Annotated in this window: 8 protein-coding genes; 2 read left to right on the top strand and 6 right to left on the bottom strand. The window is 49.5% G+C overall.

The genetic code is table 11. From position 1 onward, the window contains the following. The first annotated feature begins 746 nt into the window (after positions 1-746). Positions 747-1,382, top strand: coding sequence for a GerMN domain-containing protein (locus tag GX364_00025; GenBank protein NLI69239.1), 636 nt, complete (start codon positions 747-749; stop codon positions 1,380-1,382). Positions 1,383-1,415: 33 nt separating this feature from the next. Here the strand turns inward: GX364_00025 and vanZ are convergent, their stop codons facing one another. From vanZ to GX364_00040, 3 genes are all read right to left on the bottom strand, one after another. Next, positions 1,416-1,841, bottom strand: a complete 426-nt coding sequence (vanZ, locus tag GX364_00030) for a VanZ family protein (GenBank protein NLI69240.1) — start codon at positions 1,839-1,841, stop codon at positions 1,416-1,418. A 150-nt stretch (positions 1,842-1,991) separates the two neighbouring features. Next, on the bottom strand, positions 1,992-3,323 hold the full coding sequence (locus GX364_00035; protein NLI69241.1) for an alpha-glucosidase/alpha-galactosidase: 1,332 nt from the start codon (positions 3,321-3,323) through the stop codon (positions 1,992-1,994). A 2-nt stretch (positions 3,324-3,325) separates the two neighbouring features. Continuing rightward, positions 3,326-4,432, bottom strand: coding sequence for a hypothetical protein (locus GX364_00040; protein NLI69242.1), 1,107 nt, complete (start codon positions 4,430-4,432; stop codon positions 3,326-3,328). A 1,246-nt stretch (positions 4,433-5,678) separates the two neighbouring features. On the opposite strand from GX364_00040, the gene GX364_00045 reads away from it, so the two are divergent. Beyond that, on the top strand, positions 5,679-6,455 hold the full coding sequence (locus tag GX364_00045) for an MBL fold metallo-hydrolase (GenBank protein NLI69243.1): 777 nt from the start codon (positions 5,679-5,681) through the stop codon (positions 6,453-6,455). 111 nt (positions 6,456-6,566) lie between these two features. Here the strand turns inward: GX364_00045 and GX364_00050 are convergent, their stop codons facing one another. From GX364_00050 to GX364_00060, 3 genes are all read right to left on the bottom strand, one after another. Next, positions 6,567-7,337: a prolipoprotein diacylglyceryl transferase gene (locus GX364_00050; GenBank protein NLI69244.1), complete on the bottom strand. Its 771-nt coding sequence runs from the start codon at positions 7,335-7,337 to the stop codon at positions 6,567-6,569. A gap of 48 nt (positions 7,338-7,385) precedes the next feature. Continuing rightward, positions 7,386-7,994, bottom strand: a complete 609-nt coding sequence (locus GX364_00055; GenBank protein ID NLI69245.1) for a hypothetical protein — start codon at positions 7,992-7,994, stop codon at positions 7,386-7,388. Positions 7,995-8,124: 130 nt separating this feature from the next. Continuing rightward, positions 8,125-8,982: a M48 family metalloprotease gene (locus GX364_00060; GenBank protein NLI69246.1), complete on the bottom strand. Its 858-nt coding sequence runs from the start codon at positions 8,980-8,982 to the stop codon at positions 8,125-8,127. Between the last annotated feature and the right edge of the window lie 839 nt (positions 8,983-9,821).

Raw genomic sequence — 9,821 nt, forward strand, 5'->3', positions numbered from 1 at the left:
ACCGGCTATGGCAACCACTCACTCTATGTCGCTGACGCCAACATATCTGTACGGGGAAAAATTAAAAACAGGAACCAGTGTAGGCCGATAGTAAGTGGTTATCGAGGAGGGGATTCTTCGGTCGCCCCAAAAAGCAGGGCTCCCTCAGAATGACAGGTTGTATTTCCTTTTTCCCTTACAGCGGGGGATGTGAGAAGGGAATTCTTCGGTCGCCTGCGGCGCCCTTCCCACCCCTGTCATTCCGAGCAAGCGTTGTTTAACAAGAACACCAACATATTGCCACAGAGAATAATGATGTAGAAACGGTAACAGCAGAGTGAAAAAATAGCGCCGCGAGGAATCTCGGGTAAAAGCAAGCGCTGTGCTATGCTATGGCAACCACTCACTCTATGTCGCTGACGCCAACATATCCGTACGGGTAAAAGATTAATTCCGGAAATAGTTTATACCAGTGGTAAAGTGTGTTCGAGGAGGGGATTCTTCGGTCGCCCTGAAAAACAGGGCTCCCTCAGAATGACAGGTAAAAGTGCTGGAGAAAAAAATGCCTCTTTTCCATCCCGAAAAATGTAGTAATCAAAAGAGCTTGTACTTCATAGTAATTATTTAAACAAGCCGATCCATGCAACCGAACCCGCATAAAATGTGGCAGAAACAAAAATTTGTTTCTTTTTTGTCGAATCTAATATATAATAATCTACAAAATGTTAATTTTATTTAATAATTCAAGTTGCAGAAAGGAAAAACCGATGAAACATTGCAAGTGCAAAAATCATTCATTTCTTGTTACCCTTGCCGTAACCTTCCTGGTTGTCATGGTCTTATCCGGGGGCTGTAACGGCCTCTCCCCGGCAAATGATGCTGATATCCAAAAAGAAGAAGCGGAAAAAGTTGATCCTGTAAACAATCAGACCAACAATCAATCCAATGGTGAAAAAACACTGACCGTAAAGCTATTTTTTGCTGACAATCGGCTGGTCGCCGAGGATCGGCCTGGCCAGTATGGGTATGTTGTGCCCGTTTTACGAAGTATCCCCTACACGCCAGACGAAACAATCGCCCTGCAGGTAACCTTGAAGGAATTGATCCGGGGCCCCCTGACCACCGATTCCGGAGACCTTTTTTATACCATTCCGGAAACAACCAAACTTCTGAGTGCCGAAATCGAAGATGAAACTGCCGTGGTCAATTTTTCCGGGGAACTGCTTACCGACAGCGCCGGGGGAACCACGGGAGGCAGAATATTTCGCGAATCGATAATCTACACCGTAACCCAATGCCCTTCAATCAAAAATCTACTCGTTCTTGTAGAGGGTGAACCCTGGTGTGATGGTCATTATATCTGGGATACGCCGCTTGGTGAAAAAGACATTGCTCCTGAATAAGCCATCTTTGCCCTTGCAACAAAGAGAAATATTTTAAATTTCATCTTTTTCCCCCTGCCTGTTTTCCAGCCGCAGATATTTTCTGACCTCTAACCATAGCCGGAATATACCCAAAGACAAGAGAGCTCCGGCACCGTCTATGGCCACATCTACGAGCGAAGAGCCCCTGCCCGGGATATAGCTTTGATAATACTCATCGAACGAACCGTAGATCAAAGAAATCAAGAAGGCAACAACAGCCGCCCTGTTATTCCAACCCTGCAAGTGCCCGTTCGAAGCACGATAAAGGAGCAAGGCCAGCAGTGCATATCCGCAGAGATGCCCGACTTTGGCGGGAAGGGGAAATGATTTCAGCACATCGCTCCCGGCCGGTTGAGAAGAAAAATAAGTAATCAATCCCATCTGGATCAGGACCGGACCCCACAGCAAAATTTGTTTGAAAATACGCTGGCCTGTCATGGCAACCCCCATATTTATTTTAAAATACCAAAACTTTTTGCATACCGCTACCAGCAATGATCACGATGTGGTTCTGCCGCGTTGTTTTCCAACGTCTTGATTCTACCACGGCGGTTTTGGGGGAAATGCAAAGTGTCAACGCGGGAATAATCATTTGCTGTACGCCGGCATCCATCCACCTCGGTGATGAACTTCGTAAAGCTCATCGCAAAGTGCCACTATCCGGTCCACGTTGAGTTCCGAAGAGGTATGAGGGTCGAGAGCTGCGGCCGTATAGACATATTCCATTTTCCGTTCCCTGGCTGCCAGGATGGTCATTACCTGAACATTGATATTGGTCCGGTTCAAGAAAGCAAGCTCTTCCGGCAACCGACCAAATTTTTCGACATGGAATCCATCCCTGTCAACAGTCAGGGGTACCTCCACACAGGCATATTCCGGCAAATTCGAGATGATACCCCCCGTATTCAGAACGCTTCCGTTGAACGCATAAGGTCTATTTTCAACCGCGGCCTTGATGATGTAAGATCCAAATTCATGCGTCTTCCGGTGCCCCAACCTGCGCTTGAAAGTCATGAAAAATCTTGCAATTTTCCATCCTTTGATTTGCGCCCGACATCTGCGGGGGTATTCATCCAGGGGGATCTGAAATTCCTTGATCAATTCTGGACAACGCTCCTTGATGTAATATGGCAAATATTCAGCAGCATGTTCCGATGATTCGGTAATATAACATCCAAAATGTTTCATCATATCGTGGCGGACCTTATCGGGGATTACATGGGCAATATTGTGCTTGTATTTCCCCGATCGGGAAATGCTTCTGATCAAGGGATAGAGGTCGTTGCCCTGCCTGTCTTCAATATTCAATAACCATGCCTGATGGTTTATGCCTCCGATCTTGTAACGGCAAGTATCAATGTGTTTTCCCAGGCGAACCGTGCGGAGCAGCCATGGGACACAGACCTGAACGCTGTGGCACAGCCCGACTGCTTTCACTCCGGTATGCATCAGCAGATACCCGGTCAACATGGCCATGGGGTTTGAATAATTCAGGAAAAGTGCTTCGGGACAGATCTCCTCGATATCACGGGCAAACTCTTCCAGAACGGGGATGGTCCGCAAGGCCCTGAATATGCCCCCGATTCCAAGGGTATCAGCAATCGTCTGCCTCAAACCATATTTTTTGGGTATCTCAAAATCAGTAATGGTACAGGGGTCATATCCCCCTACCTGTATGGCATTGATGATAAAATCTGCACCCTGCAACGCCTGCCGACGGTCAAGATACTTGCTGATGGTCGCCGGCTGGCCATATCTTCTGTTCACAGCCGAAACGATGACAAATGATTCGTTCAATCTTTGCTCATCAATGTCGTGCAAAGCGATCTCGAATTTTCCCAGTTCCGGCGTACGGATGCAATCTCCCAGAACATTTTTGGCGAATACGGTACTTCCCGCACCCAAAAAACAGATTCTCAAATCTACTCCTCCTTGAAGAACCCTGCCAGGTCGCCCCGCCGCAGGATGTCATCGGCCAGATCTTCCAGTTCCGCCAGTGTTAACAGAGGGGCCAGGTAGGGATCCAGTTTGAGCGCACGCTTGAACATGGTAACCGATCTTGTAACCAAAGCCTTCACGGTAAGGATAACAGCTCCAGCCAGATCGTCGATGACCAGAACACAGGGAAACGGAAGGTTGACCTTCTCCCTGTTCATCTTGCAGTTGCCAAAGATAAAAGGAATTTCGACAATGGCATCCATATCCAGTCCATTGATACTGTCACCATTGATTGCATTGAGGTAAACTGTTGTTTCTTCCGTGGACAGGTAAGCGTGTATCAATTTGAAAATTATTTCTTCGGCAGGTTGATCCGGCACATTGGCAGAATGATAGTAACCATAAAATTTCATGCTACGAAGTCCATCCCTGGTCAGGTCGTTGCGGGTAAGATCGAGGTCCAATTCCCCAACTTTTTCCCTCAGTCGGGGGTAAATGTCCCGGCCTGCGGGATCCTTTATAGCTGAAACCCAGAGATGGTCACAAACCCCGGCTAGTTTGCAAGCCAATGCTCCTTCATGTTCATTCACGGAAATAGCCCCAAGAAGAGTCTTTACAACCAGATCAGCTTTTCTGCTTATCCCGAAACTGATTATCTGGTGGGCTTGCTGCAGATAAGCGGTGACAATATCCGGCATTCCACCGGCATTGATGATAACTGCGTTCTGAAGGTGGGCATCCTTCATAGCAATGCAAAGCCGGTCAATTTCTTCCCATACCCCTTTTCCGCCAAGCATGGCTGAAATGGTTCTGGAGTTCCGCAATTCGATGTCGATCCCACCGACCGAATATCGATACATATCATGATCCGGATTCTGGCAACCGATCAGGTTGATGACCATATCCGCGCCTGACAGATTGCTTTCAAGACTATCGGAGAAGATGATGCTGTTCCCGTCCGTCCCACCTACATCAATATCTTGGTCAGGGGCGTAAACATGCACTTCTATTCGATCCTGCAAGGGGGCCAAAGTTTCAACAATGTCATGCCATATGCGGTTGCCGGGTGTGGATATCAGGCCAATCTTCATCTTGATCGTTTCCTTCTGGGGCATTATTTTTAGACTGATAGTGTTCGGGCCGGACCCATTTAAACATAATTATCAATTGAAGATCTACAGTAAATTTTATATAAGGGAACGGCCTCTTGTCAAGGAATACAAAAGCACAGCGCTTGCTTTTTACCGAGATTCCTCGCGGCGCTATTCTTTCCCTCCGGTGTTACCATTTCTATATCACATTTATCTCTGTGGCTATATGTTGGTGTTCTTGTTAAACAACGCTTGCTCGGAATGACAGAGGTGGGAGATAGCCACAGCCGCTTGAAAAATCCCCTTCTCGTACACACTTAAGTATATTTATGCTGGAGTTCATTTACTTCCATAGCAATGACAACGTAAAAGCATGTCTCCTGCCCACTGGAGTAAAAGTGCCCTACCTGTCATTCTGAGGGGGCCCTGTTTTTTAGGGCGACCGAAGAATCCCCTTCTCGTACACACCTCACTATCGACACAAACTGGTTCCTTCTTTTCCCCGTACAGATATGTTGGCGTAAGCGACATAGAGTGAATGGTTGCCATAGCCGGTGAAGGCGAGGAAGCGAAACGGGACTGCCGACGTGATGTGACAGTGTATTACCTGTCATTCTGAGGGAGCCCTGCTTTTGGGGCGACCGAAGAATCCCCTCCTCGTACATACCCCACCACTGCCATAAACTGTTTCCTGTTTTCCCCTGGCCAAGTCGCCAAGCCAACATATAAAAAAAAGAAATAGAAAACGTGGGCGGCCAAGAAAATCCTTATCGATACCACTTACTCACGGAGGGAAACTGATTCCTGGGTTTTATATTTTCGCATACCCACAAAATAGAGCCTCAGTCACCTGAAGAATCCCCTTCTCGTACACCCCTACCCTATCGGCAAAGAGAAAGAATGTACACCTGTCAGATTCCTCGCGGCGCTATTCTTTCACTCCGGTGTTACCGTTTCTACATCATTATTCTCCATAGCTTCATGTTGGTGTTCTTGTTAAATTCCGCTTGCTCGGAATGACAGGGGGGGAGGTCGCTGCAGGCGACCGAAAAACCCCCCTCGCACACCACCCACTACCCCCTGCAAATCTACTTGCAATAACGTGTCCGTACGGGAAGGTGTTTTTCACCCCGCAAATATCCTGCATTTTGCAAATTATGTTATAATATAAGCATTGATTATTTCATAAAACTGTTTTGAAACAGGAAAGGCAAGATGGAAATCAAATGAAAGAGAGGTTCTATCCATGCAGCTAAAATGGAAATGGTTTGGAACAGCAACTATACTCATGAGCGTTGGAGACAGTAGTGTCATCTTCGATCCTTTTGTGTCGATGAATGATAAGATCAATGCTTATAACCATGCAGTAGCGGCAGATGCCAGGGCTATTCTGATCACGCACGGGCATTTTGATCATCTGGTCGATGTGCCTGACCTGGTAAAAAAATACGGTCAGGATGTTTACTGTGCGGGGGTGGCAGCGCAGACCCTGCGCCGGGAAGGCATGGATGCAAAGAAAATAAAGATCGTGTCGCCGGGGGATCGTTTTGAAATCGGTGATTTCAAATTCACCGTCTGGCGGTCCCGGCATATCGTTTTTGACCTGAAATTGATCCTCAAAACCGCTTTCAACCGACGGGTGTTTGATTATGGGGAAAATCTGGGCAAAATTATCGGTTTGAACCGCAAGTATCCCAAGGGGGAAGTGCTTCTCTGGGAAATAGAAGCGGCCGGGAAAAGGATCTTGCACATGGGCAGCCTCAGTCTGGCACCCGATGTGGCTTACCCGCAAGGTGTTGATCTGCTGACCATCCCTCTGCAGGGGCGTTCGGATCTGAATGATTTTTCCATGCCCATCTTGCAGCGCCTGAAACCCAGGGCCATCTACCTGCACCATTTCGATGATACTTTTCCCCCGGTTTCCAGCACTGTGGACTACCCGAGTTTTGTCCGGAAGGTGCAACAGGAATTTCCGTCAATGGAAGTGATCGTACCCGATTACGGCGAGGAACTGGTTCTTTAGGTGCCGCAAGCCGCTGTTGAACCCGTTAACTCATTTTCCTGCGATCAAAATATCGAAGAAACCCGGTGAAACGGTTCAGGGATAATTCCCCCGTGGGAACAAAATATGGCCCTAACCGGAAAAACCCCTGCCTTCTGAGACCTTCTCCCGCCTGTAAAAGATGATGATCAATATCACGGCACAGAGTGCAATGAGAAGGCTGTACACCTGGGCCATGGTCAGCCCCGCCCAGTAGATGGCGGCATCATGTTCACGGAAAAATTCGGTGGTGAAACGAAGCAACCCGTAATACAGAAAAAAACTCAGGGTGGTGAGGCCGACAAAGGGCTGCACCCGGCGCAACCATAACAGAAGGAAAAAACCGATCGCCGCCAGTGCGGAGGCATAGAGCTGAACGGGATGACGGAGAACGTTGCCGGCGGTAACCATGACCACCGCCCAGGGGACGTCACTGACTTTACCGTAGCAACAACCGCCAAAAAAACAACCGATGCGCACGAGGGAATATCCCATGAAATAAATGGGTGCCCCCACGTCGGCCACGATCATGAAGCTGGTCTTCTGCCGCCAGCGGCACCATGCAAAGATGGCCAGAACTGCCCCGATCGTTGAACCGTAGAAAGTCATCCCCGCGATACGCGGCAAAAAAATGAATTCGGGCGACATGTATTGCGGGTGCAGGACTATATAGAGAAGGCGGGCGCCGACCAGGCTGACGGCAGGTACAAAAAGGGAAATTTCGATGGCCCGCCAGAGGGTGAAGCCCTCGTCCTTGACCAGCATCCGAACCGCGATAGGAATGCCGATGGCCAGGGAAACGATCATCATGGTCGGGTAGGGAGGCAGTCTTATTCCGCCAAAGACAAATATGTCGGGGTTCAAATAATCATCTCCTCTAAATCAAATATTGCTGAAAGAATCGAAGCCCTTTCACCAGAGTTCAAAATCCCTGTCGTCGATCAGCCACTTCCCATCAACCCAGGCAAAGGTGAGCGTGAAATAATTTTCCTGCGGAGCATCGGCAAGCCGAAAACGATAAACAGTCCGGTGCAGATCCCTGGATTCCAGGGTCAGTTCAAGGCTTTCAAGATCGGACGATCTGAGACCGCTTCCGCTGACGGGGATGGCCAGCTGCCCCTGATGTTCGATCACATACATTTCTTCGATCAGATCCTCCGCCTGGCCGGGGGTAACATAATCGCCAAGATATTCCTTCAACTCGGATCTGGTAGTGCCGATCTGTGCTTCGAGATAAACCATCTCCTGGCCTTCGTGTTCAAAGGTGCCGGCACTCTCATCGCCACCCGAAGCCAGATAAAGAATCATATCCAGTGTATCTGCCGCCAGCCGCCTGGCCTGCTCGGGGGTGAGTTCGTCGGGCCCATCCTCGCCATCAGGGGTAACGTCTTTACCTGCCCCTTCTTCCCCGGCATCACAGCCACAGCCGGAAATCGTGGCCAGAAAAAGAGCCAGAAACAGAAAGACGAAAACAACCAGACCAAACCTTTTTTTCATCGCTTTCTTCACGACCATCATCATTGTCATCGTGCTCCTTTCCAGTCAGCCCGGGTATCGGGTTCATGCAGAACGATCATTCTGGCCGGCAGCCTGGAAAATGCTACCGTACCGAACAGGGTTTTTGACCCGGTGCAAATCCCGGGCAGCGTTTTTATATTTCCATCGCCCGGAGGCGCCTTATCCGTTCTTCCAGGGGTGGATGGGTGCTGAACAGGGCGCTCATACCCCTGGCCGAAAGCGGGTTCATGATAAACATGTGGGCGGTTGCCTCGCTGACATTGATGGGCTGCCGCCGTCCCGGCAACGCAAAGGTCTGCATCTTGCCAAGGGCGTCCGCCAGGCCATGAGGATGACCGGCGATGGCCGCCCCGGTAGCATCGGCTTCAAATTCCTGTGAGCGGGAAATCGCCATGCGGATGAGCATCGCCGCAAAGGGAAGCAGCAGCAGGCCGACGATACTGAACAGAAGTGCTATCGGGCCGCCTCCCCGACCGCCGCCGCGCCGACTACCCCCGAAACCGCCCCAGAGGCCTATACGGGAAATAAATGTCAAGGCACCGGCCAAGACAGCCACGACGGTATTGATCAGAATGTCATGATTGCGAATGTGGGCCAGTTCATGCGCCAGGACGCCTTTCAGTTCCTCGTAGTCCAGCAGTTTCAGGAGGCCGACCGTAACCGAAACGATGGCGTTTTGGGGATTGCGGCCGGAAGCAAAAGCGTTGGGCTGCATCGATGGCATCAGGTAAAGTGCAGGCATGGGCATACCGGAACGGGTGACGAGTTCACGCACGGCACGGTAAACCTCGGGTGCCTCTTCTTCTTTCAAGGGACGCGAGCGGGTCATCATCACCGCCAGCTTGGCACTGAACCAGTAGGAAAAGAAATTCAACAGGAGGGCAAAGATAAACGCTCCGATGAGCCCTTCCTCTCCGCCGATGATCCCTCCCAGAACCACAAGGATGATGGTCAATAGAAGCATAAGAGAAAAAGTTTTGAAACGGTTCATTGCTGTCCCTCGTTCCGTCCAACAAATATTTGGCCGATGATTATTCAGCCAGGTTACATTACAACATTATACAATCGGGAAAGAGATAATTCAAGAAAAGTTCCCCGTCCGGAGTACAACCTGTCAGATTCCTCGCGGCGCTATTTTTTTACTCCGGTGTTACCACTTCTACATCATTTTTCTCTATAGCTTCATGTTGGTGTTCTTGTTTAACACCGCTTGCTCGGAATGACAGGGGGGGGAGGACGCCGCACTCCTTCCCCGGTATTGTGGCATTCCGCACGACTGTTTTTCCAGTACTGTCATTCTGAGGGAGTCCTGTTTTTTGGGGCGACCGAAGAATCCCCTCCTCAAGTACCCCTTATTACCGCTATAAACTGGTTCCAGGTCTTTTTTCCCCGTAAAGCACAACGTTTCCCTCTGCCCGAGATTCCACGCTGCGCTACTCGTACCAATAAGTGTTAGTATTCCCACATTACCTTTTCCACAAATCACAACGCCTGCATAATGCAGAACACCGCTTGCTCTGAATGACAACGTAAAAGCCCCCCTACATGGTGGTATAGTAAAAAATGCATTACCTGTCATTCAGCCATACCTGTCATTCTGAGGGAGCCCGGCTTTTTTGGGCGACCGAAGAATCCCCTCCTCAAGCACCACTTACCATCGGCATAAGCTGGTTCCCTGGTTTAAATCTTTTCCCGTACCGATATGTTAGCGTAAGCGACATAGAGTGAATGGTTGCCATAGCCGGTGAAGGCGAGGAAGCGAAACGGGACTGCCGACGTGATGTCGGCAGCCGGATACTTCACAGGACGTGAAGATTGGAGGTGTTCCCG

The organism is Bacillota bacterium (assembly GCA_012518215.1).
Lineage (GTDB): Bacteria > Bacillota > Dethiobacteria > DTU022 > PWGO01 > JAAYSV01.

Excerpts from the sequence above, each read along its gene's own strand:
- GX364_00025 (NLI69239.1), top strand. The coding sequence starts at position 747 with ATGAAACATTGCAAGTGCAAAAATCATTCATTTCTTGTTACCCTTGCC.
- vanZ (NLI69240.1), bottom strand. The coding sequence starts at position 1,841 with ATGACAGGCCAGCGTATTTTCAAACAAATTTTGCTGTGGGGTCCGGTC.
- GX364_00040 (NLI69242.1), bottom strand. The coding sequence starts at position 4,432 with ATGAAGATTGGCCTGATATCCACACCCGGCAACCGCATATGGCATGAC.
- GX364_00045 (NLI69243.1), top strand. The coding sequence starts at position 5,679 with ATGCAGCTAAAATGGAAATGGTTTGGAACAGCAACTATACTCATGAGC.
- GX364_00055 (NLI69245.1), bottom strand. The coding sequence starts at position 7,994 with ATGATGATGGTCGTGAAGAAAGCGATGAAAAAAAGGTTTGGTCTGGTT.
- GX364_00060 (NLI69246.1), bottom strand. The coding sequence starts at position 8,982 with ATGAACCGTTTCAAAACTTTTTCTCTTATGCTTCTATTGACCATCATC.